Source organism: Actinoplanes sp. M2I2, from assembly GCF_023544445.1.
Taxonomy (GTDB): Bacteria; Actinomycetota; Actinomycetes; order Mycobacteriales; family Micromonosporaceae; genus Actinoplanes.
Map to the genome: position 1 here is coordinate 82,058 of NZ_JALPVJ010000001.1, position 23,756 is coordinate 105,813.

26 protein-coding genes are annotated in these 23,756 nt (G+C 71.8%); 10 read left to right on the plus strand and 16 right to left on the minus strand.

Annotated features, from left to right (window positions below):
• Positions 1–2 precede the first annotated feature (2 nt).
• Genes urtE through urtA form a run of 5 tightly spaced genes read right to left on the minus strand, consistent with a single transcriptional unit; the run spans position 3 to position 4,709 of the window.
• Complete coding sequence (gene urtE, locus HJC40_RS00395; protein ID WP_249997545.1) at positions 3–695, minus strand: urea ABC transporter ATP-binding subunit UrtE; 693 nt, start codon at positions 693–695, stop codon at positions 3–5.
• Positions 692–1,423, minus strand: a complete 732-nt coding sequence (gene urtD / locus HJC40_RS00400) for an urea ABC transporter ATP-binding protein UrtD (RefSeq protein ID WP_249997547.1) — start codon at positions 1,421–1,423, stop codon at positions 692–694. Before urtD ends, urtE begins: the two co-directional genes overlap by 4 nt.
• Entirely contained in the window at positions 1,420–2,508 is a 1,089-nt protein-coding gene (gene urtC, locus HJC40_RS00405) for an urea ABC transporter permease subunit UrtC (RefSeq protein ID WP_249997549.1), read from the minus strand. The genes urtD and urtC overlap by 4 nt, the downstream gene beginning before the upstream one ends.
• On the minus strand, positions 2,505–3,392 hold the full coding sequence (gene urtB, locus HJC40_RS00410) for an urea ABC transporter permease subunit UrtB (RefSeq protein WP_249997551.1): 888 nt from the start codon (positions 3,390–3,392) through the stop codon (positions 2,505–2,507). The genes urtC and urtB overlap by 4 nt, the downstream gene beginning before the upstream one ends.
• A 57-nt stretch (positions 3,393–3,449) precedes the next feature.
• Positions 3,450–4,709, minus strand: a complete 1,260-nt coding sequence (gene urtA, locus HJC40_RS00415) for an urea ABC transporter substrate-binding protein (RefSeq protein WP_249997554.1) — start codon at positions 4,707–4,709, stop codon at positions 3,450–3,452.
• Positions 4,710–5,019: 310 nt separating this feature from the next.
• Here urtA and HJC40_RS00420 point away from each other — a divergent pair, with 310 nt between their 5' ends.
• From HJC40_RS00420 to HJC40_RS00440, 5 genes are all read left to right on the plus strand, one after another.
• Entirely contained in the window at positions 5,020–6,207 is a 1,188-nt protein-coding gene (locus HJC40_RS00420; protein ID WP_249997556.1) for an extracellular solute-binding protein, read from the plus strand.
• Entirely contained in the window at positions 6,204–6,578 is a 375-nt protein-coding gene (locus tag HJC40_RS00425) for a hypothetical protein (protein ID WP_249997558.1), read from the plus strand. The genes HJC40_RS00420 and HJC40_RS00425 overlap by 4 nt, the downstream gene beginning before the upstream one ends.
• Entirely contained in the window at positions 6,571–7,125 is a 555-nt protein-coding gene (locus tag HJC40_RS00430) for a flavoprotein (protein ID WP_249997560.1), read from the plus strand. The genes HJC40_RS00425 and HJC40_RS00430 overlap by 8 nt, the downstream gene beginning before the upstream one ends.
• Positions 7,126–7,258: 133 nt before the next feature.
• Positions 7,259–9,826: an AAA family ATPase gene (locus HJC40_RS00435; RefSeq protein WP_249997562.1), complete on the plus strand. Its 2,568-nt coding sequence runs from the start codon at positions 7,259–7,261 to the stop codon at positions 9,824–9,826.
• A 37-nt stretch (positions 9,827–9,863) separates the two neighbouring features.
• On the plus strand, positions 9,864–10,409 hold the full coding sequence (locus HJC40_RS00440; protein WP_249997563.1) for a hypothetical protein: 546 nt from the start codon (positions 9,864–9,866) through the stop codon (positions 10,407–10,409).
• On the opposite strand, the gene HJC40_RS00445 is transcribed toward HJC40_RS00440, so the two are convergent.
• Positions 10,393–11,007 carry a TetR/AcrR family transcriptional regulator gene (locus HJC40_RS00445; protein WP_249997565.1) on the minus strand — a complete coding sequence of 205 codons (615 nt, stop codon included), beginning with the start codon at positions 11,005–11,007 and terminating at the stop codon, positions 10,393–10,395. The genes HJC40_RS00440 and HJC40_RS00445 overlap by 17 nt on opposite strands.
• Before the next feature lie 64 nt (positions 11,008–11,071).
• On the opposite strand from HJC40_RS00445, the gene HJC40_RS00450 reads away from it, so the two are divergent.
• The gene (locus HJC40_RS00450; protein WP_249997567.1) at positions 11,072–12,352 is read left to right on the plus strand and encodes an NAD(P)/FAD-dependent oxidoreductase; all 1,281 of its coding nucleotides are present in this window, start codon (positions 11,072–11,074) and stop codon (positions 12,350–12,352) included.
• A gap of 217 nt (positions 12,353–12,569) precedes the next feature.
• A complete protein-coding gene (locus HJC40_RS00455; protein WP_249997569.1) occupies positions 12,570–13,379 on the plus strand; it encodes a class I SAM-dependent methyltransferase in 810 nt (269 codons plus the stop codon).
• Between the two features lie 133 nt (positions 13,380–13,512).
• On the opposite strand, the gene HJC40_RS00460 is transcribed toward HJC40_RS00455, so the two are convergent.
• Together HJC40_RS00460 and HJC40_RS00465 are read right to left on the minus strand one after the other, a co-directional pair.
• The gene (locus HJC40_RS00460; RefSeq protein WP_249997571.1) at positions 13,513–14,028 is read right to left on the minus strand and encodes an SRPBCC family protein; all 516 of its coding nucleotides are present in this window, start codon (positions 14,026–14,028) and stop codon (positions 13,513–13,515) included.
• Positions 14,029–14,077: 49 nt separating this feature from the next.
• Positions 14,078–14,515, minus strand: coding sequence for a protein phosphatase (locus HJC40_RS00465; protein WP_374271053.1), 438 nt, complete (start codon positions 14,513–14,515; stop codon positions 14,078–14,080).
• A gap of 173 nt (positions 14,516–14,688) precedes the next feature.
• On the opposite strand from HJC40_RS00465, the gene argS reads away from it, so the two are divergent.
• A complete protein-coding gene (argS, locus tag HJC40_RS00470; protein WP_249997573.1) occupies positions 14,689–16,299 on the plus strand; it encodes an arginine--tRNA ligase in 1,611 nt (536 codons plus the stop codon).
• Between the two features lie 153 nt (positions 16,300–16,452).
• Positions 16,453–16,806: a hypothetical protein gene (locus tag HJC40_RS00475; RefSeq protein WP_249997575.1), complete on the plus strand. Its 354-nt coding sequence runs from the start codon at positions 16,453–16,455 to the stop codon at positions 16,804–16,806.
• 8 nt (positions 16,807–16,814) lie between these two features.
• On the opposite strand, the gene HJC40_RS00480 is transcribed toward HJC40_RS00475, so the two are convergent.
• From HJC40_RS00480 to HJC40_RS00495, 5 genes are all read right to left on the minus strand, one after another.
• Complete coding sequence (locus HJC40_RS00480; protein WP_249997577.1) at positions 16,815–17,156, minus strand: hypothetical protein; 342 nt, start codon at positions 17,154–17,156, stop codon at positions 16,815–16,817.
• Between the two features lie 79 nt (positions 17,157–17,235).
• Positions 17,236–18,087 carry a MerR family transcriptional regulator gene (locus HJC40_RS00485; RefSeq protein WP_249997579.1) on the minus strand — a complete coding sequence of 284 codons (852 nt, stop codon included), beginning with the start codon at positions 18,085–18,087 and terminating at the stop codon, positions 17,236–17,238.
• A gap of 90 nt (positions 18,088–18,177) precedes the next feature.
• Positions 18,178–19,611, minus strand: a complete 1,434-nt coding sequence (locus HJC40_RS00490; RefSeq protein ID WP_249997580.1) for a serine/threonine-protein kinase — start codon at positions 19,609–19,611, stop codon at positions 18,178–18,180.
• Positions 19,612–19,681: 70 nt separating this feature from the next.
• Positions 19,682–20,083: a YdeI/OmpD-associated family protein gene (locus tag HJC40_RS46515; protein ID WP_374271054.1), complete on the minus strand. Its 402-nt coding sequence runs from the start codon at positions 20,081–20,083 to the stop codon at positions 19,682–19,684.
• 103 nt (positions 20,084–20,186) lie between these two features.
• Positions 20,187–20,603, minus strand: coding sequence for a hypothetical protein (locus HJC40_RS00495; protein WP_249997582.1), 417 nt, complete (start codon positions 20,601–20,603; stop codon positions 20,187–20,189).
• 311 nt (positions 20,604–20,914) lie between these two features.
• On the opposite strand from HJC40_RS00495, the gene HJC40_RS00500 reads away from it, so the two are divergent.
• Complete coding sequence (locus HJC40_RS00500; protein WP_249997584.1) at positions 20,915–21,277, plus strand: STAS domain-containing protein; 363 nt, start codon at positions 20,915–20,917, stop codon at positions 21,275–21,277.
• Positions 21,278–21,602: 325 nt separating this feature from the next.
• Here the strand turns inward: HJC40_RS00500 and surE are convergent, their stop codons facing one another.
• The 3 genes from surE to HJC40_RS00515 are packed head-to-tail and all read right to left on the minus strand — an operon-like array spanning position 21,603 to position 23,737.
• Positions 21,603–22,445, minus strand: coding sequence for a 5'/3'-nucleotidase SurE (gene surE, locus HJC40_RS00505; protein WP_249997586.1), 843 nt, complete (start codon positions 22,443–22,445; stop codon positions 21,603–21,605).
• Positions 22,442–23,374, minus strand: a complete 933-nt coding sequence (locus tag HJC40_RS00510) for a 1-phosphofructokinase family hexose kinase (protein ID WP_249997588.1) — start codon at positions 23,372–23,374, stop codon at positions 22,442–22,444. Before HJC40_RS00510 ends, surE begins: the two co-directional genes overlap by 4 nt.
• A gap of 54 nt (positions 23,375–23,428) precedes the next feature.
• Positions 23,429–23,737 (minus strand): hypothetical protein, encoded by a 309-nt coding sequence (locus tag HJC40_RS00515; protein WP_249997591.1) that lies wholly within the window; start codon positions 23,735–23,737, stop codon positions 23,429–23,431.
• Between the last annotated feature and the right edge of the window lie 19 nt (positions 23,738–23,756).

The following is a 23,756-nucleotide window of genomic DNA, read 5'->3' on the forward strand; positions in this document are numbered from 1 at the left end:
CATTAAACCGTCAGGGCCTGCCGGACGGCCGGCTCGGCGCCCGTGCCGCCGTCGCCCGACGACGTCACCCGGCCGGCCTCGAGCACGTAGTAGCGCTGAGCCGCCTCGAGGGCGAAACCCACGTGCTGTTCCACCAGCAGGACCGACATGCCGCCCCGGCCGGCGACGGCCAGGATGGTCTGCTCGATCTCGGTCACCACCGAGGGCTGGATGCCCTCGGTGGGCTCGTCGAGCAGCAGCAGGCGAGGACGGGTGATCAGGGCGCGGGCGATCGCGAGCTGCTGGCGCTGACCGCCGGAGAGCAGCCCGGCCCGCCGGCCCAGCAGCGGGCGCAGGGCCGGGAACAGGTCCAGCGCCTCGGCCGTCGCCTCCCTGCCGTCCTTGCGACCATCGGCCACCAGCTGCAGGTTCTCGGCCGTGGTCAGGTGCTGGAAGCTCTGCTGACCCTGCGGGACGTAGGCCATCCCGCGGGCCACCCGCTGGTGCGGCGCCAGCCGGGTGATGTCCTCGCCGTCCAGGAAGACGGCGCCCCGGCGCGGCTTGAGCAGGCCGACGGCGGCCCGCAACAGAGTGCTCTTGCCGGCGCCGTTGTGGCCGAGCACGGCGGCCACCCCGTTCTCCGGGACGGCCAGCGACACCCCGTGCAGCACGACGCTGCGGCCATAGCCGACGTGGACTTCCTCGAACGCGATCACGACGCCCCCCGTCCCAGATAGACCTCCTGCACCCGCGGATCGGCCTGGACCTCCGTCACCGAGCCCTCCGAGAGCACCTTGCCGGCGTGCATGACGGTGACCGTCCGCGCGTATCGGCGCAGGAAGTCCATGTCGTGCTCGATCACCAGGACGGTGCGGTCCCGGCTCAGCTCGCCGAGCAGGTCGCCGGTGGCGTCGCGCTCGCTCTGGCTCATGCCGGCCACCGGCTCGTCGAGCAGCAGCAGCCGGGCGTCCTGCACGAGCAGCATCCCGATCTCGAGCCACTGCTTCTGGCCGTGGGCCAGGGTGCCCGCGAGCTGGTCGCGCACCGCGCTCAGGCGTACGGTCTCCATCGCCTTCTCGACCTCGGCCGGGATCGACCGGCGGGTCCGCAGCAGGCTCCACGGTTTGCGGCTCCAGCCGGCCGCGATGTCGAGGTTCTGCAGCACGGTGAGCTCTTCGAAAACCGCGGCCGTCTGGAACGTACGCCCGATGCCCAGCCGGGCGATCCGGTGGACCTTGCGGCCGAGCAGGTCCTGGCCGTCGAAGGCGACGTGCCCGGTGGCGCGGACCAGACCGGTGATCGCGTCGACCAGGGTCGTCTTGCCGGCGCCGTTGGGGCCGATGACGAAGCGGACGTCCCCTTCCGGCACTTCCAGGTCGACCCCGCCGACGGCGACGAAGCCGTCGAAGACCACGCGCAGATCGCGGACGCTCAGGCCGGTCATGCGGCCCCCTCCCGGACGAGCGGTGGCCGCTGATCGACCGCCGGCGGGGGAGCGGCCGCGCGCCGGCGGCGGACGAGCGACACGAGCGAGGCGATGCCGCCCGGCAGGAAGACGATCGGCAGCACGAACAGCAGGCCTTCGAAGTACGTCCACGCGGACGGGACCCGCTCCGACAGCGCCGTCTTGGCCCAGGCCACCGCGATCGCGCCCAGTGCCGGCCCGGCCAGGCTGGCCCGCCCGCCGACCGCGACCCCGATGACGAACTCGATGGACGGCACCACGCCGATCAGCGCGGGCGAGATGATGCCGACGGCCGGCACGAACAGCGCGCCGGCCAGCCCGGCCATGCCCGCGGCGACGACGTACGCGACGAGTTTGACGTTGGCCGGGTCGTAGCCGAGGAACCGCACCCGCTCCTCGCCGTCGCGGACCGCCACGAGCAGTTCGCCGTAGCGGCTGCGCATGAGCTGCCACGTGATGCCCAGCATGGCCAGCAGGGCCACCGCGACGATGAAGTAGATCATCCGGCGGTTGACCGGGTCGTTCAGGTCGTAGCCGAAGAAGCCGCGAATGTCGGTGAGGCCGTTGGTGCCGCCGGTCGTGCCCTGCTGGCCGATCAGCAGGATCGCGAAGGCGGCGGCGAGGGCCTGCGACAGGATCGCGAAGTAGGCGCCGCGGACCCGCCGCCGGAAGATCAGCAGACCGAGCAGGAGGGCCACGGTCATCGGCAGCAGGACCGTCGCCAGCAGCGCGAAGATCGGATTCTGGAACGGCACCCACCACCACGGCAGCGCGTCGAGCTGACCGTAGAGGGTCATGAAGTCGGGCAGGTTGCCCGGCCCGGCGTCGGCCAGCTTGAGATGCATCGCCATGGCGTAGCCGCCGAGGCCGAAGAACACGCCCTGGCCGAGCGCCAGCATGCCGCCGCGGCCCCACGCCAGCCCGATGCCGACGGCCACGATCGCGAAGCACAGATACTTGGCCAGCAGGCCGAGCCGGAAGTCGCCCAGCAGCAGCGGGGCGACCGCGAAGAGCAGCACCGCGGTGATCCCGAAGCCGGCCAGGGCCCGCACCCGGGGGCTCATGCCAGGCTCCTGGTCCGCAGGGTGAACAGGCCTTGGGGACGCCATTGCAGGAAGGCCACGATCGCCACGAAGACGATCACGCTGGCGACGCTGACGGTGGTCGTGTACTCCACCATGGACTGCAGGATGCCGAGGACGAAAGCCACGATCACCGTTCCCTTCAGCTGGCCGATGCCGCCGACGACGACGACCAGGAACGCGTTGACGATGATGTTGGTGCCCATGGCCGGGCCGATCGGGCCGATCAGGGTGAGCGCCACCCCGGCGATGCCGGCCAGGCCCGAGCCGATGAAGAAGGTGAGCCGGTCGACCCGGCCGGTGGCCAGTCCCGACACGGCGGCGAGGTCGCGGTTCTGCACGACCGCGCGGATCCGGCGGCCGAGCGACGTCGTCTTGAGGACGATCGTCAGCGCGGCCACCGCGGCGAGGGCCAGCCCGAGGATGAAGAGCCGGCTGCTGGCGATCACGATGTCCTCGGTGATCCGGACGCTGCCGGTCAGCAGCTCGGGCGCCCGGGTCTGCACGTTGGGCGCGCCGAAGATGTCGCGGGCGGCCTGCTGCAAAATCAGCGAGACACCCCAGGTGACCAGCAGCGTGTCGAGCGGGCGGGCGTACAGGCGGCGGATCAGCAGCACTTCGAGCAGGATGCCCATGAGGCCGGCCACCGCGAACGAGACCGGCAGGGCGATCAGCAGCGACGCCCCGGCGCTGGAGATGCTCTGCTGCAGGACATAGACGGTGTAGGCGCCGGCCATGATGAACTCGCCGTGGGCCATGTTGATCACGTTCATCTGGCCGAAGGTCAGGGCCAGGCCGAGCGCGATGAGCAGCAGCACCGCGCCGATGCTCACCCCGCTGAAGAGTTGACTGACGATCAGCGACACGGGCAAACCCCTTCTTGGGTACGGGGGTGGGGCCGCGCCCCACCCCCGCCGGGATCGTCAGGAGAGGCCGGTCGCCCAGCTGTAGCTCTTCAGGTACGGGTCCGGCTTCACGGGTTCACCGGAGTTCCAGACCTCCTCGATCAGCCCGTCCGAACCGATCTTGCCGATTCGGGCCGTCTTGAAGACGTGCTGCGTGGCGCCGTCCACCGTGACCAGACCCTCGGGCGCCTCGTAGGTGATGCCGCCGGCGCTGGCCGCCGCCTTCACCTTCTCGATCTCGAAGGAGCCGGCCTTCTCGGCCATCGCCTTCCACAGGTAGACCGAGGTGTAGGCCGCCTCCATCGGGTCGCTCGTGGGCTTGTCGGCCCCGTACTTCGCCTTGTACGCCTTCACGAACTTGTCGTTGGCCGCGCCCTCGGTGGTCTGGTAGTAGTTCCACGCCGTCAGCTGCCCGGCCAGGTACTGCGTGCCGATGCTCTTGACCTCCTCCTCGGCGATCGAGACGGAGACCACCGGCATCGACTCCGCGGTCAGGCCGGACGACTTGTACTCCTTGAAGAAGGCCACGTTGCTGTCGCCGTTCAGGGTGTTGAACACCGCGCTCGCGCCGGACGCCTTCACCTTGTTGACGATCGTCGAGAATTCGGTCGACCCGAGCGGCGCATAGTCCTCGCCCAGCACCTTCATCCCGTTCGCGGCGGCGTACGCCTTAATGATCTTGTTGGCGGTGCGGGGGAACACGTAATCGCTGCCGACCAGGTAGACCGACGTCTTTCCGGCCGATTTGAGGTAATCGAGCGCGGGCACGATCTGCTGATTGGTCGTGGCGCCGGTGTAGAAGATGTAAGGCGACTGCTCGAGCCCCTCGTATTGCACGGGGTAGAACAACAGCGCCTTGTTCTTCTCGAAGACCGGCTTGACCGCCTTGCGGCTCGACGACGTCCAGCAGCCGAAGACCGCGGCGACCTTGTCCTGGCTGATCAGTTTCTGGGCCTTCTCGGCGAAGGTCGGCCAGTCCGAGGCGCCGTCCTCGCTGACCGGGGTGAGCTGCTTGCCGAGCACGCCGCCGGCCGCGTTGATCTCCTCGACGGCGAGCTGGATCGCGTCGCGGACGGTGACCTCGCTGATCGCCATGGTGCCCGAGAGCGAGTTGAGCAGGCCGATCTTGACGCTGGCGCCGGAGGTGTCGACGACCGCGCCGCCGCCGGCCGGGGCGGCGGCCGAGTCGGCGGTCTTGGCGCCACAGGCGGTCAGCGCCGCGACTGTGCCGAGAGAGACGATGACGGTCGCCAGCCGGCGTCCGCGATTTCTGAACATGGAGCCTCCTTGCCCCTCGAGGGGCACGAGTCAGTGAGAATTCGTCATTCCGCGGCATGATCAGAAGACCCGTTCCGGCTGTTCACCCGGGGTCTGTTCAGCGGATCGGCGACCGTGCCGATCGATGAGTACGGCCAGTCTCGGGACGGCAGATTTCCGGCCCGTTTCCCGTCCCTTAATAGGTCGTTGCCGGAAATTCATATTGGCTGGAATGAATACCGTGACGCTCGCGGCGGTCGTTTCCGACGAGTGACGGGGATCACCTGATGGCGATCTACCGGGTAGGTTGGGAGGCACGAACGGAGGGTGCATGACGGAGCTCTACTCACGACGGTCGTTCCTCGCCGGCGTCCTCACCGCGGGCACGCTCTCCGCCGCGGCGGGCTACGTGCTGACGCGCCGCGAACCCGTACAGCTCAAGCTCGCGTCCGGTGTGGACAGCACCGGCGGCCGCCGGCTCCTCGTGACGATGTGGAACGAGCTGAACCCCGGCGCCCGCATCGAGCTCAAGGAGGTCAACAGCTCGACCCGCGACCAGTACGACACGTTTCTGGGCACCCAGGCCGACATCTTCAACCTGGACGTCATCCACATCCCGCGCTTCGCCGAGGACGGCCGCATCGTCCCGATCACCCCGCGCGGTGAGCTCTCGCTGCTGCCGATGGTGCGCCGGCTCAGCGAGCGGGGCGACACCGGCGACTTCTGGGCCCTGCCGTTCAACACCGACGTGGGCATGCTCTACCGGCGGGTCGCCGACAAGTCCGTGGCCGACGTCCAGCCCGAGCTCGGCGACGTCCTCGCGTCCTCGCCGGCCCGCTTCGTCGGGCAGCTCAAGACGGTCAGCCCGCAGACCGACGAGGCGTTCGTGGTCAACGTCCTGGAACACGCGCTGGCCCAGGACGAGGCGATCCTGACCGACGACGGCACACTCTCGTTCAGCCTGGGCCAGTGGCGTGCGGCGGTCGCCCCGCTGGCCGAGGCGATCAAGGCTCGCAAGGTCCGCATCGAGGCCGGCGAGGACGACACGCTCCGCACGTTCCAGCGGTCCAACCTGCGCTTCATGCGCAACTGGCCGGTCTCGTACCCCGCGATCGACCGGGCCGAGCGCACCAAGAAGGACACTGCCGAGATCCGGCTCAGCAGCCTGCCGATCGGCATCATCGGCGGGCAGAGCCTGGCCGTCTCGGCGGCCAGCGAGCACCGGGAGGCGGCCGAGCTGGCGATCCACTTCCTGACCAGCGCGACCTCGCAACTGCACCTGGCCAAGTACGGCTTCGCGCCCACCGGCCTCAACGCCTACATCGACGCCGGGCTGCGCGAGGCGCTGCCCCACCTCAACGGCATCCGGTACGCGGTCGAGTCGGCCCGGCCCCGGCCGATGCACCGCCGGTACACCGAGTTCGCCCAGCTCTTCGCCGACCACCTGCGCCGCTACCTGTACGAGGACGAGCAGCTCACCCAGCGTTTCATCCAGGACATCCAGGGGGTGCTGCGGTGAACGACGTGGAGGTCGACGCCTGGCAGGTCCCGATCCTGGTCACCGCCGCGATCGTGCTCGTCGAGGCCGGCTTCAACCTGATCCTGCGCCACCGGGGTCTCGGCCCGCCGTCGCAGCGGCTGCGCACCGCCGGGTTCGGCGTCCTGGTGCTGCTGACGGTGACCGTCTTCGTGGCCGCGCTCGGACCGACCCGGGCCGACCAGCTGTCCAGTGTGGCCGCGGCGGTCGCCGCAGTGGTCGCGCTGTGGCTCACCTATCGCTCCTACAACACGGCAATCAAGCGGCCACCCGAGTCCCCGTCCCCGGGCGAGGAACTCGCCGGTAAGTCAGCGGTGGCGCCCGACGATCCAGGAGAATCCAGCCATGGGTGATTTGCGAGTGGTGGTCTGCGGCGGGTCGGCCGCGGGCGGAGTGCTCGGCCTGATCCGGGCGGCGTGCCAGCGCGGCTGGACGGTCGACGTCACGGCCACGAAGAGCGCGCTGGAGTTCCTCGACCCGTCCGAGGTCGCGCGGGCCAGCGGCCGCCCGATCCGCACCACGTACCGCTTCGCGGCCGACGGCACCCGCATCTCGCCACCGGCCGACGCGATGATCGTGGCGCCCGCGACGTTCAACACGATCAACAAACTGGCCAACGGCATCGCCGACACCTACCCGCTGAGCTCGATGGCCGACGTGATCGGCCGGGGCGTGCCCACGGTGCTGGTGCCCGCGGTCAACGAGCCGCTCGCCGCCCGCCGTCCCTTCCGCCGGTCCCTCGACGAGCTGCGCGCCGAGGGTGTCCGCGTCCTGTTCGGCCCGGTCGACGGCTGGGTCCCCGGCAGTGCCGCCCCCTTCCCCTGGATGAAGGCGCTCGACCTGGTCGAGGACGTCTTCGGATTGGCCCGGATGGACAGCCGCGCTTCGATGGGGGCATGACCCGTCGCTCCCGGTGAGAGCGCGGCCTGACGGCCGTTCCCGCGGATGACCTGACCCGGCGGAGGGACGGTCGGAGGTGACCGCTGTCCGATAGTTGCTTGGCTGCGCTGACCTGCGTGTCTAGCCTGAGCGCGTGACGGTGCTGCTGGAGCGCTCGGCCGAGCTCGCCGCTCTGGACGGCCTGCTCGCCGGCAGCGCGGCCGGCGGGCGCGTCGCCGTGATCAGCGGGGAGGCCGGCGCCGGCAAGTCCACGTTGGCCGCGGCGTTCGCCGAGGCGGCCGGCGCGCGAGCCCAGATGCTCTGGGGCGCCTGCGATCCGCTGCTCACCCCGCGCGCCCTCGGGCCGCTGCACGACATCGCCCGGCGGCTCGGCGGGCGGCTTCGCGACCGGATCGGCGACGGCCCGCGGGGCGAGATCTTCGACCTGTTGCTCGAGGCGCTCGACCGGCCGCCGCAGGCCGCCCGGCCGGTCGTCGTGCTCGAAGACCTGCACTGGGCCGACGAGGCGACGCTGGACATGGTGGCGTTCCTCGGCCGGCGGCTCGCGCTCTGCCGGGCGCTGCTGCTGATCACCTATCGGGAGGACGAGGTCGGGCCCGACCACCGGCTGCGCACCGTCCTGGCCGGACTCCCGCCGGGACTGATCCGCCGGGTGGGGCTGCCGCCGCTCAGCCCGGCCGCGGTGGCCGAGCTGGCCCGTCGCGCCGGCCGGGCCGACCCCGGCGTGCACGCGGTCACCGGCGGCAACCCGCTGCTGGTCACCGAGGTGCTGGCCGCCCCGGCCGCGGGCGTGCCGCCGACCGTACGGGACCTGGTGCTCAGCCGCCTGGCCACGCTCACGCAGCCGGCCCGCGAGGTCGCCCACCTGGTGTCGGTGGTGCCGTCGCTGGCCGGCCTGGAGCTGCTCGGTGACCGGCTCGGCGAGGTCGACGAGTGCCTGGCCCGCGGGGTGCTCACCGCGCGCGGCGAGGGGGTCGCCTTCCGCCATGAACTGCTGCGCCGCGCCGTCGAGGAAAGTCTCTCCCCCGTACGCCGGCAGGCCCTGCACGCCGAGATCCTGGCCGTCCTCGAACGGGCCCGGGCCGACCCGGCCCGGCTCGTGCACCACGCCCACCACGCCGGGGACAGCGGGGCCGTGCTGCGCTGGACGCCCGTGGCGGCCCGGCTGGCCGCTTCGCTGGGCGCCCACCGGCAGGCCGCCGCCCACTACGCGCGGGCCCTGCCGCTGGCCGCCGACCGGCCGGCCACCGAGCGCGCCGAGCTGCTCGAGGAATACTCGCTGGCCGGCTATCACGGCGGGCTCGCCGAGGCGCTGGAGGCCCGCCGGTCGGCGCTCGCCCTGCGCCGGGAACTGGGCGAGCCGGTGGCGATCGGCGTCGGTCTGCGCTGGATGTCCCGGCTGAGCTGGTGGAACGGCCGGCCCGACGAGGCCCGCGACTTCGGGTTCCGGGCCGTCGAGGTGCTCGAGACGCAGCCGCCCGGGCGTGAGCTCGCCGCGGCGTACAGCAATCTGTCCCAGCTCTTCATGCTCGGCGACGAGGAGGAACGGTCGATCGCCTGGGGCCTGCGGGCCACCGAGCTGGCCCGAGCCCTCGGCGACCTCGACACCGAGGTCCACGCGCTGATCAACATCGGCTCGTCGCGGCTGCACATCGGCGATCCCACCGGGGTGACCGAGCTGCGCCGGGCCCACGATCTGGCCGTGGCGGCCGGCGGGCTCGACGATCACGCCGGCCGGGCCCTGGTCAACCTGGCCAGCAGCGCCGTCGACCGGTACGACCTGGACGTCGCCGAGACGACCTTCGACCGGATCATCCCGTTCCTGGTCGCCCGCGACCTCGACGGCTACCACCGCCACCTGCTCGGCCACCGCGCCCGGCTGTTGCTGGCCCGCGGCGACTGGGCGGCGGCCGGGGACGACGTCACCCAGGCGCTGGCCGGCCCGGCCATGCGCGGCGGCGGGCTGGTGCCGGCCGTGGCGGCCCGGGCCATGCTGCGGGCCCGGCGGGGCGAGCCCGGGGCGCTGGACGACGCGCATGAGGCGGCCGAGCGCGGCTACCCCACGGACGAGGCCCAGTTCTTCTGCCTCGCGGCGGTCGCGCTGGCCGAGGCGTACTGGCTGGCCGGTGACCTTCCGCGGGCCGCCCACGAGGCCGGCCGCGGCCTGAAGGTGGCGTTGCGGGCCGCCCACCCCTGGTTCGCCGGGGAGCTCGCGTTCTGGAAGTGGCGCTGCGGCGACGACTCCCCGGCGCCACCGGTCGCGGCGGCGCCGTTCCGCCTGCTGATCGACGGCGACTGGCGGGCCGCCGCGGCGGCGTGGGCCGCGATGGGCTGCACCTATCTGTCGGCCTGCTGCCTGACCCACGGCGACGCCGGGGCGGCGGCCGAAGCGCTGCACGTCTTCGACCGGCTCGGCGCGGTGGCGCCCGCCCGCCGTCTGCGGGCCGACCTGCGCGAGCGCGGCTGGCGGGTGCCTCGCGGCCCGCGCCGGTCGACCGCCACCGACCCGACCGGTCTCACCGGCCGCCAGCGCGAGGTGCTGGTGCTGATGGCCGACGGCCTGAGCAACGCGGGCATCGCGGCCCAGCTCAGCCTCTCGGCCAAGACCGTCGACCACCACGTCTCGGCCGTGCTGAGCAAGCTCGGTGTCTCGTCGCGGGGCCGCGCCGCCGCCGAGGCCCGGGAGCGCGGCCTGATCTGACCACCCGCGGGTTGACCCCGCGCGGGAACATGTCGGTGTGCTGGCGATTCGGATGAACGATGCGGCCGCGGCCGGTCTGGGCGTGTCGGCCGGGCTGGGCCTGACGATGCCGCCTGAAGGGCTCTCCGAGGGGCTGCGGGCGATGGCCGCCCGCGGCGTCGAGCTGCGGGGCGAGGCCGTGGTGTGGAAGGACGAGCCGATGTGGCCGGAATCAGCCTTCACAAGCGCGGTCGAGCTGACCCGCTGGGAGCGGTCGGCCAGCAGCTTTCACCTGGAGGACGTGGTGCCGGTCGAGGTCCGGCTGTCCGCCGACGGGGAGCCGTCGATCTCCGACGTGGACCAGCTGGTGCTGCTGCGTCAGGGCGTGGGGTTCGCGCTGGAGGTCTGTCGCCTCGTGGCCGAGGGCCTGAGTGCGGTCGCGGTGCGGTGCGTCGTGTCGGCCAACTCGACGAACGGGACATTCCGGTTCCACCGGCTGCGGCCGGGGGAGGACTGGATGTCGGCCGATCTGGACTCGTTCGCGGTGGAGAAGATCGTCCTGGTGGAACGAGAACCAGCGCCGGAGCCTAACGCTCGCCGCTGAGGTGGCCGATCACTCGCTTGAGCTGCTCGCGATAGGTGTCGCGGAACTCGGGGGAGTCGGCCGGCAGCCCGGTGAAGTCCTCGGCGAAGCCCGCCAGCAGCGTCGGCGCGAGCGCCGCGCCGAACAGCACGAGCTGTAGATAGGCCGGGTCCAGATCACCGGCGACCTCGCCGTTCTCCTGACGCCGCCGCAGGTCGTCCACCATCGCCCGCCGGTAGTCGGTGTCGCCCTCCTCCCGCTCACCCGAGAGGGCCTGCCAGATCAGCAGGCGGACCCAGTGCCGCTGCGACTCGCCGACGTCGGTGAACGCGGCGACCACCTCGTCGAGCGGCGCCTCGGGCCGGCTGAGCCCCGCGCTGACGTGCCGCCACCGCTCGAGCAGAGCCCGGTGCAGACCGGCCTTGCCGTCGAAGTAGTACGAGATCAGCTGCTGGTTGGCGCCGGCCCGCCGGGCGATCGCGCTGATCCGGGCCCCCGCGAAGCCGTGCTCACCGAACTCGACCAGCGCCGCGTCCAGGATCCGCTCCTTGGTGCGGTCGGGGTCGCGCCGGCGTTCGACGCCGGCGGGTGATCGGCGGGGCCGGGCCTGGTCGGACATGCTGCCGAGCTTATCAATCAAACGGTTGGTTGACAGTTTCATGCGAACGTTTGACACTGGCGGCATGGACATCTCCGTGATGGTGATCGGCGGCGGCATCGGCGGCCTGGCTCTGGCCCACGGCTTGCGCCGGGCCGGCATCCCGGTCCGGGTCTTCGAGCGGACCCACGAGCGCGCCGACTGGCTCCAGGGCTACCGCATCCACATCAACCCGGCCGGCGCCCGGGCCCTGCACGACCTGCTGCCCCCGGGCGGGTGGTCGGCCTTCACCCGGGAGGTCTCGCCCGGCGGCGGCTTCGGCTTCCTCACCGACCGCGGCGCCGACCTGCTCGGGCTGGCCGACGACGAGATCAACGCGCCCGCCGCCGGGCCGGCCGGGCGGCACTACGGGATCGGCCGCGTCCAGCTGCGCCGGGTCCTGCTCGACGGCCTCCTCGACGGCCCCGACGAGGTGCTCGTGCCGGGCCGGGAGTTCGTGTCCTACGAGCTCGACGGCGAGCAGGTGATTGCCCGCTTCGCCGACGGCACCTCCGCGCGGGGCGACGTTCTGGTCGGAGCCGACGGCGCCAACTCGCGCGTGCGGGCCCAGCTGCTGCCGTCGGCCGCGGGCCGGGTGGACACGGGAGTCCTCACGATCGCCGGCCGTTGCCGGTCGACCGGCGGCCTGCCGCCGACGCTGACCACCCGGGCGAACGTCGTGGTGCCCCGCGGCCGGGGCTCGCTGTTCACGGCCGCGTGGACGGGCGACGCCGAGGAGCAGGTGCTGTGGGGATTCTCCGACGCCACCGAGCGGTTCCCGGCCGACGTGGAGGGGTTGGGGCCCGAGGCGCTGACCGATCTCGTCGAGGATCGGCTGCGCGGCTGGGCGCCCGAGTTCCGCAGTCTGGTGCGACGCAGCGACCCGGCCACCGTCAACGCTTTTCGCGTCAAGAGCGCGATCACCGTACGCGCGCCGGCCCACCCGACCGGGAGGGGCGCCACCGTACGCTCCACGACCGACAAGACCGTCGAGTTGTCCACAGGTCGCGTGACCCTGCTCGGCGACGCCGTCCACAGCATGACGCCCATGGCCGGGGTCGGAGCGAACACGGCCCTGCGCGACGCTGCCCTGCTCAGTCGTGAACTGATCGGTGTCTCCGCAGGTCAACCGTTGCTCGGGGCGATCGAGCAGTACGAGCGGGAGATGCTCACGTACGGCTTCGCCGCCGTACGGCAGTCGCTGCGCAACGCCCGGCAGGCCGCCCACTCCACCGCCGTGGGCCGGGCCTCCTTCCGTACGGTCCTCCGGCTGACCGCCGCGGTGCCGCCGCTACGCCGACGGTTCGCCCGCAGCCTGGGCACCTGAACTCCCACCGCGACCCCACAGCCTGGGCACCTGAACCCACCGCGACCCCGCAGCCTGGGCACCTGAACCCCACCGCGACCCGCAGCGCGGAAGCCGGCGGAGCCCCCGGATGTCGCCGGGCAAGCGCCGGCCGGGGCTGAAAGCCCGGGGAACCGCACGGCCAACATAGGGAGCTCTCCCCATGTGCCGGGGCCCGCGGTTTCCTAGCGTCGAAGACATGAGCGAACTGGTACTGGAAGGCCTGAAGGCCAAGCAGCAGAAGACCTGGGCGAGCGGCGACTACGGCGCCGTGGCCGCCCTGATTCATCCGATGGCCGAGGACACCGTCCAGGCGGCCGACCTGTCGGCGGGGGCCGAGGTGCTCGACGTCGCGGCCGGCACCGGCAACGCCTCGATCGCCGCCGCGCGGTGCGGTTGCCGGGTCATCGCCAGTGACTACGTGGACGGCCTGCTGGCGCGGGCCCGGGAGCGGGCCGCCGCCGAGCACCTGCCGCTCACCACCGAGATCGCCGACGCCGAGAACCTGCCGTACGCGGACGGCCGTTTCGACGCGGTCGTCTCGGTGGTCGGTGCGATGTTCGCTCCCGACCAGGACCGGACTGCGGCCGAGCTGACCCGGGTGTGCCGGGGCGGCGGCACGATCGCCATGGCCAACTGGACGCCGGACGGCTTCATCGGCGAGATGTTCCGGACCGTCGGCCGGCGGGTTCCGCCGCCGCCCGGCATCCGGGGCCCGGTCGAGTGGGGGAGCGAAGAACGCGTTCGCGAGCTGTTCGGCGACCGGGTCCGCGATCTGCGGACCGAGCGGCGCGAGTTCGTCTTCCGGTTCGCCACGCCGGAGAACTTCGCCGACTACTTCCGCGAGCACTACGGCCCGACCCTCAAAGCCTTCGAGGCGCTCGGACCCGACGGTGGCAAGCCTCTCTACGACGACCTGGTCGCGCTGGTCGGCCGCCACAACACCGCCACGGACGGCACGGCCCGCATCCCGTCCGCCTACTTGCAGGTCATCGCCACCCGCGCGTGAGCCCGGTTGCCGCCGCCGGCGCTTGAAGCCCGGCGGCTGTCGCCCGCGCGCGGCAAGGAGTCAGGTCGTTGTGCGCGGCATGGCGCCGGAACCCCGCCGCCCGCGGGAATCAGCCGGCTGGGAGGCCGGGCCATCAGGCCTGGGCCTCCTGCCCGCGGGGCGGGAGTGTCGGGTGTGGAGCGGCCGGGAAGCGCAGCTCGGCGGCGCGGGCGCCGGGGGCGAGCTCGTCGAGCGCCTCGGTGAGAGCGGTCGCGCCCGCCGTGCCCAGCTTCTCGAACTCCATCTTGAGCACCGGCGTGGCCAGTTTGACCAGGCCGTGCACCTCGAGCTCGACCCGGTAGGTCACCTCGCTGCCCGTCCCCGCCGGCCGCACCGCCACCGTGTCGACACACGTGGCGCCCTCGTTGCGCCCGTGGAAGACCAGCCGCCCGGGGGCGGCCTCGACCAGCGTGTAGGTCATCTCGGTGGTGACGCCGAGGAGCCGGCAGGTCTGCTGCCACCGGGCCCCCGGCGCGATCGGCCCGGTGTCGTCGCGGGTCGTCCGCCGCACGGCTGGATCCCACACCGCGGTGTTGCCGAAGTCGCTCAGGTAGCCGAGCGCCACACCGGCATCGACCCGCACGGCGAGCGTGCGCTCCACGACGATCATGAGTCCCCCAGGCGTCGGCGTGCTGCTCCAGCGTAGTGGCCGGTTCTGATCACTGCCTCGTTTTCTCGGGCGGGGGAAAGTCGCGCACGAAACGACGCTGCCACGGCGTCTCGACGGCCCGCGGGTGATAGTGCTCGCGCACGAACGCCACCGCCTCGGCCGCGGGCACCCCGTCGAGGACGGCCAGGCAGGCCAGCGCCGTCCCGGTCCGCCCGCGCCCGCCGCCGCAGGCGATCTCCACCCGCTCCGATCCGGCGCGCCGCCAGGCCTCCTCGAAGACCCTTCCCGCGTACGCCGGGTCGCCCGGCAACCGGAAGTCGGGCCACCGGATCCACCGGCTCACCCAGCCGAACTCGGGCGGCGCCGCGCCGAGCAGATAGACGCCGAAGGTCGGTGGGTGCCCCGACGGCATCGGATCGCGCAGCCCCCGTCCGCGCACGAGCCGCCCCGACGGCAGTCGCAGCACCCCAGTCCCGGCTTCCCACAGCGGCGTCACGATGTCATCTTGCCGCGTGCGTTATTGTCGTGCCCATGCACACCTTCAGCGAGCGACGCCGGCGTTCCGTCCGCCGCTGAGTGCTGTCCTCCGGCGGGTCGATCCCGCCGGTTCCTTCCGCAGACCCGGTCGACCCGTCCCCGCGTACGTCGATGGGTTTGATCATGAATCTCGAAGCTCTCCTGGCCGCCCGGCTGGCGGTGGCCCTCGAGGCCGTCGCCGGTGAGCCGGTCGACCCGGTCGTCCGGGCGTCGCAGCACGCCGACTTCCAGTCCGGGGCCGCGCTCGCCCTGGCCCGCCGGCTGGGCCGCCCGCCGCGGGAGATCGCCGCCGAGGTGGCCGCCCGGGCCGACCTCGAGGGTCTGGCCGAGGTCGCGATCTCGGGCCCCGGCTTTCTCAACCTGACCGTCGCCGACGAGGTTCTCGTTTCGCTGCTGGCCGAGCCGGACTCCCCGCCACCGGTCGGGCCGGCCCGGGTCGTCATCGACTACTCCGGGCCCAACGTGGCCAAGGAACTGCACGTGGGCCATCTGCGGTCGACCATCATCGGTGACGCGCTGGCCCGGCTGCTCAGCTGGGCCGGCCACGACGTGGTGCGGGTCAACCACCTGGGTGACTGGGGCACCCAGTTCGGCATGCTGATCGAGCAGATGGCCGATCTGGGCGGGCCCGCCGGCGAGCTCAGCCTGGGCGATCTCACCGGCTTCTACCAGCAGGCCCGGCTGAAGTTCGACACCGACGACGACTTCCGGACGCGGGCGCGGCTGCGAGTGGTGGCGCTGCAGAGCGGCGACGAGCCCAGCCGGGCGATGTGGCAGCGGCTGGTCGACCAGTCCGAGCGGCACTTCGTCGCCGACTACGAGCGGCTCGGCATCACGCTCGGCCGGGGGGACTTCGCCGGCGAGAGCTCCTATCAGGATCAGCTGGCCTCGATCGTCGACGAGCTGAGCGGGAAGGGTCTGATCGTCGAGAGCGAGGGCGCCCTCTGCGTGTTCCCGGCCGGCTTCACCGGCCGCGACGGCGAGCCGCTTCCGCTCATCGTGCGCAAGAGCGACGGCGGTTTCGGGTACGCGGCGACCGACCTGGCGGCCCTGCGGCATCGGGCCCTCGATCTGAAGGCCGACCAGCTGCTGTACGTCGTCGGCGCCCCGCAGAGTACGCATTTCCGGATGCTCTTCGCCGTCGGGCGGGACGCCGGCTGGCTCACCCGAGCGATGCCCGAGCACATCGGTTTCGGCTCGGTCCTCGGGCCGGACGGCAAGATGCTCAGGACGCGGTCGGGCGGCACGGTCAAACTGGCCGACCTGCTCGACGAGGCGGATGCCCGGGCGACGTCACCCGCCGTCGGCATCGGCGCGATCAAATACGCCGACCTGTCGTCCGACCGGCGCAGCGACTACGTCTTCGACTGGGACCGCATGCTGGCCGCCACCGGCAACACCGGCCCGTACCTCCAATACGCCGTGGCCCGGATCCGTTCCGTTCTGGCCCGGGCCGCCCACGCGCCCGGCCCGGTGGTCCTGGACGATCCGGCCGAGCGGCGGCTGGCGCTGACCCTGCTCGGTTTCCAGCCGGCCGCGGCGGCCGCGATCGAGCACCGGGAGCCGCACCGGCTGGCCGTTCACCTGCACGAGGTGGCGGTGGCGTTCTCGGCCTTCTACGAGAAGTGCCCGATCCTGTCCTCGCCCAGCCGGCTCGGACTGACCGCGCGCACCGGCCGGACCCTGCGGCTCGGCCTCGACCTGCTGGGCATCCCGGTGCCCGAACGGATGTGAGTCAGGAGCCCCGGCGCAGGCCGACGTCGTGCTCATCTCGGTGCCCGGTGGCGACAGCGGCACGTCCACTTACGGGCCCGAGTTGCCGGTCGAGAACCCGTTGTCGACGCCATCCTGTTCGGGCACGCGCACAACGAGGTGCCCCAGCGGTTCGTGACCGACGCGCGCACCGGGGCGCAGGTGTTGCTGTGCGAGCCGTCGAAGTGGGGTCGGCGACTCACCAAGATGGACTTCGACCTGGTCCGGCGCAACGGGCGGTGGACGGTCGTCACCAAGTCGGGGACCACGCTCAACGCCACCGTCGAAGCCGGCCCCCGGGTCCTCGCGGCGGTCCGCGCCCAGCACGACAAGACCGTCGCGGAGCTGAAGACGCAGGTCTGCAACGCCCAGCCGGAGATCCGCCAGCTGTTGATCGAATGGGCCCGGACCGAGGGCGCCACCGACCCGGCTGATTTCTTCGTCAAGAACGGGCAACTGGTCCGGGACGGCGTGCCCGTCGCGTTCTGACGCCGCCGTCACCTCGTCGTGAGGGTGAGAAAGGCGACGACGGCGGCGGCCAGGACGGCGCCGAAGGCGATCCAGTACGGGTAACGCTCGTTGCCGCCGCGGCGCGCTTCCGCGCCGCGGCGGGCCGCCGAGACCACTCCGGGCACGACGAGCAGCAGAGTCCAGAACATCACCGGCGCCCAGGACGGCGCCTGCGGCCGGGCGGCCCGCGCCATCTCCTCGGGGAAGCGCACGAGCAGCCGGCCGTGGTGCGTCTGCGGGCCGGGAGCCGGGGCCGGTGCCGGTGCCGAGGACGGCGTCACCCAGGGCGGGGCGGTCGGGTACTGCGCGTACGGGATCGGAGCTGTCATCTCGCGGGCCTCTCGGTAGCGGCTCGGTTGCAATTCCGTGCCGCCCGAGTCCATCGGCCGCGCTCGGGTCGACCTGAGGTCAGTCGGTTGCTGTTTTCACGGGCACCTGCATCTCGGTGACCCACTTGTCGAAGTCGCCGGGCGGGCAGTCCAGGTAGACCTCGACGGCGAACCCCGGCCCGTCCGCGCGGTAGCCGTTGTCGTCGATCCAGTTGGCCAGTCTCTGACCGGTGCGGAAGGCCTCGGACATCGAGCCGTGGTGCACCGCGGTGGCGGCCTGGTCGACCGGCGGCAGCACGACCACGTCGAAGCCGGCGTCGTCCGGCACCGGGCCGTCGCCGATCGGGAACGCGGCGTGCACCGCGACCGTCTCGTCGCCCGGCCCGGTCGGCGCCGGCACGTAATAGGCGATCGGCGCCCCGGTCATCGGGACGCCGTGCTTCTCCATGAGCTCCATCAGCCGCGGGTAGAGCGGGCTGAGGTTCTCGGTGATCGATGTCGGGTCGTCGTAGCTCGTGGCGGTGGCGCCGAGCGTCGCCACCCGCAGGGCCGGAACGGTCTTGAGGATGACATCTCCGGTGTCCATGTGTCCCTCGCTCTCGATCATGCGGAGGCGCGCGTCGACCTGGGCCAGGCGGGCGGTGTCCTGTTCCATCCGCGCCGCCAGCTCGGCCCGCCGCAGCCGCAGCATGCCGCGCAGCTCCTGCGTGTCGACCTTCTCGTCGATCAGCGTCTGCACCTGCTGCAGGCTGAAGCCGAGATCCTTGAGGGCGGTCACCCGGTTGAGCAGGCGCAGCTGGGCCGCGGTGTAGAACCGGTAGCCGCTGTGCGGATCGACCTGGGCGGGCCGCAACAGCCCGATGGCGTCGTAGTGGCGCAGCATGCGCACCGACACCCGGCCCAGTCCCGCGAACTCTCCGATGCTGAACATAGTTTCCTCAGCTTCCGGCCTGACACAGTGTGAGAGTCAACGACCGTGCCGGACCGCGCGACGGTGGTCTTGCCGCCGCCGCTGCCGGCCTCAGGGGTTCGGGTCGTTGCCGCCGCCGGCGCCGCCCTCCGGCGGGTCCACCGGCGGCGTGGTGTCGGGCGGGGTCGTCGGCGGGGTGGTGGTCGGCGGGGTGGTGGTCGGCCGAGTCGTCGGCGGGGTGGTGGTCGGCCGAGTCGTCGGCGTCGGCGCTGTCGTGGGCGCCGACGTGGGGACCGAGGTGCTCGCCGAGGCGCTCGGGGTGCGGGTCCTGTTCGGTACGTTGCCTCGGGTGACCGAGCGGCTGCTGGGGACCTGGCTCGTCGGCGTCGACACCGTGGGGGTCACCGCGTCGGTGGTCGGCTCGACCGACGCCACGGGCCCGGGGTTGTTGACCGTGCGGGGGTCGTCGTCGTCGTTGTTGAACAGCGTGATCGCGAACGTCAGGCCGCCGGCCAGCACCAACAGGGCGATCACGGCGACCAGCAGCGCGGTCTGATTGCGCGGTGGACGCTTGGCCTCCGGCGCGGTCGATGTGAGGGACATCGGCGAGGCGGGCGGCACCCGCGGCGGCAGATCGCGGGGGAGCGGCACGGCCCGGGTGGGCGCGGCCGGGCTCAGCGGCGCGGCCATCGTGGTGCCGGTCATCCGCTTCCAGTCGAGCGGCCCGGCCGCCGCGAAGGCCGCCTCGGCGAACTCCTCGCCCGTCTGGAACCGGTCGGCCGGCTGCTTGGCCATGGCCCGCTGGATCAGCTCACGCACCTCGAGGGGCACGTGATCGGGCAGCGGCTCGGGCTCGTCCTCGAGGTGGCGCAGAGCGACCTGCAGCGCGTTGTCGCCGTCGAACGGAGGGTGGCCGGCGATGCAGTGGTAGGCCACCGCGCCGAGCGCGTAGATGTCGGTGGCGGCGGTGACGTTGCCCTTGGCGACCTGCTCGGGCGCCATGTAGAGCGCGGTGCCGACGATCGCGTTGACGGCCGTCACACTGGTCACCGCCAACGAACGGGCCACCCCGAAGTCGACCAGCACGACCGTGCCGTTGGGCTTGACGATCAGGTTGCCCGGTTTGACGTCGCGGTGCACCGTGCCGGCCTGGTGGGCGGCGTGCAGCGCGTCGGCCGCCTGCCCCACGATCGACATGACCTCGTTGACCGGCATCGGGCCCTGCTTGACGCGGGTCGACAGCGGCTCGCCCTCGACGTAGGCCATCACCAGGTAGGCCACGTCGTCGCTGCCCGACTCGGCGGCGCTCGCGTAGTCGTAGACCTCGACGACGCCGGGGTGGCGGAAGGCCGCCATCATGCGCGCCTCGCCGTAGAAGCGCGCGGCGAACTCGGGGTCGGACATCATGTTGGAGCGCAGCACCTTGACGGCGATGACCCGGCCCAGCACGACGTCGGTGCCGCGCCAGACGTCACCCATCCCGCCTGTGGCGATGCGCTCGTCCAACCGATAACGGTTGCCCAGGAGGTGACCGGCAGCAAGCACCAACGGACCTTATCTAATCGGGTGGCGAACCACAGCGGAGCGACGGCGAAACTGTAACCGGCCCACCGGCTCAGCGGGGGGCGAGAGGAGGCACCTTACGGCCCGCGGCCGAGTCGGCGATGAGCTGGGTCAAGCGGCGTTCCCGGGTGTCGGCCCGCTTGGCGCTGACCACCCAGTGCGCGGCCGCCCGGCGGTAGGACGGGCTCTGGGCCGAGAACCACTGCCAGGCGCTCTCTTCGGACGAGAACCACTGCCAGGCGCTCTCTTCGGACTGGAAAAGGGTGGTTTGTGCCTCGTCGAGAACCGCACCTGGTAGCGGTCCTTGTCGATGCTGCGGCCGACGCTGTCGATCCAGCCGAAGCAGAGCGCCTGCTCGATCGCTTGAGGGTGGGTGAGGCCGGCGCGGCCGGATGCCTTCTTCCAGTAACCCACGACCAGCTCGGGCGCCGTCTCGTGCCGGCGCCCGAACCAGGCGCGGAGCTCGGCCGGGCTGTCGAAGAACGTTGCCTCCATGCCCGGGAGCCTAGAAGTGGGGTACGACACTTCCCGGGCGGCAGGTGCCGCCCGGGGATGTGTCAGTTGTCGTACGTCGGCGTGACCACGACCGCGGTCTCGGCCAGTTCCAGTTCCTCCTGCTCGGCCTGGCGCTCGAGCGCGGCCCGGGCCGACGTGGCCACGGCCCATCCGACCGCGACGCCGAGCAGTCCGACGCCCGCGATCAGGCCCCACGGCCGCGACGGCTTGCGCCCGGCGAGGGCGGCCGCGGCGGCGTTGGCCCGGCCCCAGGCCACATCGGCCTTGCCGCTCGCCCGGCCGGCCAGCTTCTGGCTCCGACCGGCCAGCTTGTGACTCTGGCCACTGGCCTTTTCTGCCAGTTTGGTGGCTTTGTCACCGGTGTCCTCGGCGGTCTCGCCCGCCGCCGCCATGGCGGCCGTCAGATAGTCCCAGGCCTGCGTGGCCGTCCGTTCCGCCTTGCTCCTGCTGGAGAACATCCCCTTTTACCTCCCGGCTCGCTCATGATTAACCCTGCCCTCGTGCGTCGTTCAGCAAACGTGTCCGCTGTGGACGCCATCACGTTTCGGAAACAAGTTGCCACCCACCGGTACTCTTGACCCGGTTCACACAAGGCACTCAGGTGCCTGACAGGTTCGGGTCCTAACCTTTCGGTCAGTTTCACCGAACCTTCCGGGGGTAGTCCTGACCGCCCCCGAGTGCGGGTGGCGTCCAGCGAGATCGGCTCGTCCGGAGTGCCCGCACACGAGGAATGACGCCCGGAGATTCCGGGCGGGTGGAGGGAATTGGCGTGACGCTGTCGATAAAGACGTCGACGCTTGCCGACGACGTGGTGGAGGTCTCGCCGAGCGGTGAGATCGACGTCGAGAACGCGTACGAGATCCGCGAGGCTGTAGGGACACAGCTGGCCGCGGGCGGTTTCGTACGCATTGAGCTCAACTTGCAGAACGTGACCTTCATCGACTCGGTGGGCATCAGCGCGCTCGTTGCCGCGTTCCAGCTCGCCCAGGTCAGCGAGGTAAAGCTGATCGTGACCCGGCCCAGCCGTTTCGCGCACCGGCAGCTCTGGGTGACCGGGCTGCTCGGTCTCTTCGGTAACCCGCAGCCGTTCGGCGAGGCCGACAAGGCTCAGCCCGCCGTCTCCGGCACCTGATCTGATCACCGAAAGCGGGCCGGGTCGTTGACCCGGCCCGCTTTCGTGTGCCCGGAAGGCCCCGGCGTCGTCAGGTCAAGGCCTCAGCCCGGCCCAGGGCTTTCTCTCACACGCCGAGACAGCTCCCACGAGCCTGAGGGTTCGGCGCGGGCCTGGAGGGCTCGCACGGGTCTGAAGGCTCGGAACGGGCCGGGAGGGCTCGCACGGGCCGGGAGGGCTCGCACGGGCCTGGAGGGCTCGCACGGGCCTGGAGGGCTCGCACGGGCCTGGAGGGCTCGCACGGGCCTGCAGGGCCCACGGCCCGGAGGCTCAGCGGGCGGGGGCCCTATTGCAGGGCCGGCGTGTGCACCGGGATCGTCTCGAGGTTGATTTTGAGCTCGGTGATCTCGTGCGGCGGCCGGATGGGCGTGACCACGGCGAAGTGCTCGGCCAGGGCGGCCAGATCCGTGTCCGGCTGCAACGTGTCGTCCACGGCCTGCACAGCGGTGCGCACGAAGCCCTCCCCGGCCTCGGCGATGCTCACCTGAACCTGCCCGAACTGGGCCAGCGACGCCCGCCGCAGCCCGCGGATTCCGTCCAGGTGCAGGTCGGGCACGTTGAGGTTGAAGATCGTGCCGGCCGGCGTGTGGGTCAGCGTCGGCACCAGGCGCACGGCCAGCTCGGCCGCGCTGCCCCAGTGCCGCTTCTCGTCCTCCTCGTGGTCGAGCGCGGCCAGCGCGGCGCCCCCGGTGCGGGTCGAGGAGACGCGGGGCGAGATGACGTCCAGCGAGACGGCCAGCCCGTGCAGGCCGGCGTAGGAGCCGGTGAGCGTGGCTCCGACCGTGCCGGAGTGCACCACGGCGGCCCCGGCGTTGGCGCCCCGGTTGATCCCCGAGAAGATCATCTCCGGCGGTTCGCCGAACGCCTCCCGCAGGGCCAGCAGGACGATGTACGCCGGCGAGGCGGCCACCGCGTAGGCCGGGATGTGCCGGGCGTGGGGCAGCTCACGCTTGTGCAGGATGATCTTGCCGTGTTCCTCGACGGCGGTCATCGCGGCGCTGCTGCCACTGGCCTCGGTGACCGGCGCGGCGACCACGACGTCGTGCCCCTCCCGGGCCGCGGCCCGGGCCAGCCAGCGCAGGCCCGGCGCGTCGATGCCGTCGTCGTTGGTGACCAGGATTCTTGTCATCGCGCCTTCTTGATCGGGGTGAGCTTGACCCGCTCGGTGAGCACCTGGACCGCGTCCAGGTGCCCGGTGCCGAGCCCGTGCCGGGTGACGTTGAGCGCTCCGGCGGCCGCCCCGGTCCGGACCGCCTGCGCCATCTCGCCCCCCTTGGCCAGCACCGCGGCGACCCCGGCGGTCATCGAGTCGCCGGCGCCGCGGTGGTCGGCGATGGTCAGCTTCGGGATGCCGACCCGGTAGATCTGCTCGTTGAACAGCGCCAGCGCGCCCGCGTCGGCCCGCGAGAGCAGCGCCATCTCGGCGCCGCTCTCGTGCAACTTGATCAGGGCGTCGGTGAGCGATTTCTCCGAGTCGTCCTTGATCACGCCGTCCCGGAGCAGTTCCTCGTGGCTGACCTTGACCACGTCGAGGCCGGCGTCGAGCACCGCGTTGAGGTGGTCGCCGGACAGGTCGGCGATCACCCGGCAGCCGTGCGCGCGCAGGTCGTGGGCCAGCCGGCGATAGACGTCGGCGCGGATCACCGAGGGGTGCGCCGGGCCGCTCAGGATGGCGTTGCCGCAGCGCAGGCCCTCGGCGAGCGCGAGGTTGTAGAGCTCGTCGAGCTCGTGCCGGGTGAACGGGGCGCCGGGTTGCTCGGCGAGCTCCTGGCGCGCGCCGCCGCGGCGATCGTGCACATACCAGCCGCTGCCGCTCTCACGCGGGATGGTGCGCAGCTGGACACCCTTGAAGTCGAGCAGCGGCTTGAGGACCCGCCCCACCTCGCCGCCGACCGCGGTGCAGAGGGTCACGTCGGCGCCGAGGGAGGTGATCATGCGAGCCTGCCAGATGCCCTGACCGCCCGGATGGACGTGCAGTTCCGGCTGGTTGTGTTGCTGTTCGATGGTCACCGTGAGTTGTGGTGCCGGCGCGAAGACCATTACCCGAGCGTCGCCCATATAGGGCATTGTTGCCGCTGGACGCCCGTTAGGTGCGGATTACCGCAAAAGCCGTCAGACCTCGAATCCCTCGCCGGTCAGCTCGATCACTGCCCCGGTCAGTTCGGGGCGGCTCCGGAGCAGGTCCTCCAGGCGGACGCGCCACTTGCCGGCCTCGAGATCGGACGCGTACCGGTCACCGCCGGTCTCGACGAAAGCGGTGAGCAGCCGCTGACGGGTGTCGGCGAAGTGGCCGTACATCTCGCTGCCGAGCCGGCTCAGGACACGAGCGGCGAAACCCTCGGAGTGAGCACTACCCGCGGCGCGGACGAAGGCGCGGGCGGCGTCCCACGCGACCCTCGGCTGGTGGATGACGGTGGTCATGCTGGTGTCCTCCCGTGAT

What these genes read in the sequence shown, in the direction of transcription:
- HJC40_RS00450 (WP_249997567.1), top strand. Translation starts at nt 11,072, where the DNA reads ATGGACATCTCCGTGATGGTGATCGGCGGCGGCATCGGCGGCCTGGCT.
- urtC (WP_249997549.1), bottom strand. Translation starts at nt 2,508, where the DNA reads ATGAGCCCCCGGGTGCGGGCCCTGGCCGGCTTCGGGATCACCGCGGTG.
- HJC40_RS00455 (WP_249997569.1), top strand. Translation starts at nt 12,570, where the DNA reads ATGAGCGAACTGGTACTGGAAGGCCTGAAGGCCAAGCAGCAGAAGACC.
- HJC40_RS00480 (WP_249997577.1), bottom strand. Translation starts at nt 17,156, where the DNA reads ATGACAGCTCCGATCCCGTACGCGCAGTACCCGACCGCCCCGCCCTGG.
- HJC40_RS00510 (WP_249997588.1), bottom strand. Translation starts at nt 23,374, where the DNA reads ATGGGCGACGCTCGGGTAATGGTCTTCGCGCCGGCACCACAACTCACG.
- HJC40_RS00485 (WP_249997579.1), bottom strand. Translation starts at nt 18,087, where the DNA reads ATGTTCAGCATCGGAGAGTTCGCGGGACTGGGCCGGGTGTCGGTGCGC.
- HJC40_RS00430 (WP_249997560.1), top strand. Translation starts at nt 6,571, where the DNA reads ATGGGTGATTTGCGAGTGGTGGTCTGCGGCGGGTCGGCCGCGGGCGGA.
- urtD (WP_249997547.1), bottom strand. Translation starts at nt 1,423, where the DNA reads ATGACCGGCCTGAGCGTCCGCGATCTGCGCGTGGTCTTCGACGGCTTC.
- surE (WP_249997586.1), bottom strand. Translation starts at nt 22,445, where the DNA reads ATGACAAGAATCCTGGTCACCAACGACGACGGCATCGACGCGCCGGGC.
- HJC40_RS00445 (WP_249997565.1), bottom strand. Translation starts at nt 11,007, where the DNA reads ATGTCCGACCAGGCCCGGCCCCGCCGATCACCCGCCGGCGTCGAACGC.
- HJC40_RS00460 (WP_249997571.1), bottom strand. Translation starts at nt 14,028, where the DNA reads ATGATCGTCGTGGAGCGCACGCTCGCCGTGCGGGTCGATGCCGGTGTG.
- argS (WP_249997573.1), top strand. Translation starts at nt 14,689, where the DNA reads ATGAATCTCGAAGCTCTCCTGGCCGCCCGGCTGGCGGTGGCCCTCGAG.
- HJC40_RS00515 (WP_249997591.1), bottom strand. Translation starts at nt 23,737, where the DNA reads ATGACCACCGTCATCCACCAGCCGAGGGTCGCGTGGGACGCCGCCCGC.
- urtA (WP_249997554.1), bottom strand. Translation starts at nt 4,709, where the DNA reads ATGTTCAGAAATCGCGGACGCCGGCTGGCGACCGTCATCGTCTCTCTC.
- HJC40_RS00495 (WP_249997582.1), bottom strand. Translation starts at nt 20,603, where the DNA reads ATGTTCTCCAGCAGGAGCAAGGCGGAACGGACGGCCACGCAGGCCTGG.
- HJC40_RS00420 (WP_249997556.1), top strand. Translation starts at nt 5,020, where the DNA reads ATGACGGAGCTCTACTCACGACGGTCGTTCCTCGCCGGCGTCCTCACC.